Consider the following 232-nt stretch of genomic DNA (forward strand, 5'->3'; position numbering starts at 1 on the left):
CCTGGTGGGTATGGGATGCACGTCTGACTTCTGAACTGGTGCTGCTGTTTTTGTATGTGGGTGTGATTGCCCTGTGGCACGCCTTCGACGACCGCCGTCTGGCGGGCCGTGCGGCAGGTATCCTGGTGCTGATTGGCGTGGTGAATCTGCCGATTATTCATTACTCCGTGGAGTGGTGGATCACCCTGCATCAGGGATCAACGCGGATGCAGCAAAGTATCGATCCGGCGAT

1 pseudogene is annotated in these 232 nt (G+C 57.3%); it reads left to right on the top strand.

The window, feature by feature from the left end:
• Positions 1–232 (top strand): annotated as a pseudogene (ccmC, locus tag V5P19_RS24610) (heme exporter protein CcmC); the annotation flags it as partial.

It is taken from the genome of Enterobacter sp. UNJFSC 003 (assembly GCF_036903355.1).
In the GTDB taxonomy this organism is placed as follows: domain Bacteria; phylum Pseudomonadota; class Gammaproteobacteria; order Enterobacterales; family Enterobacteriaceae; genus Enterobacter.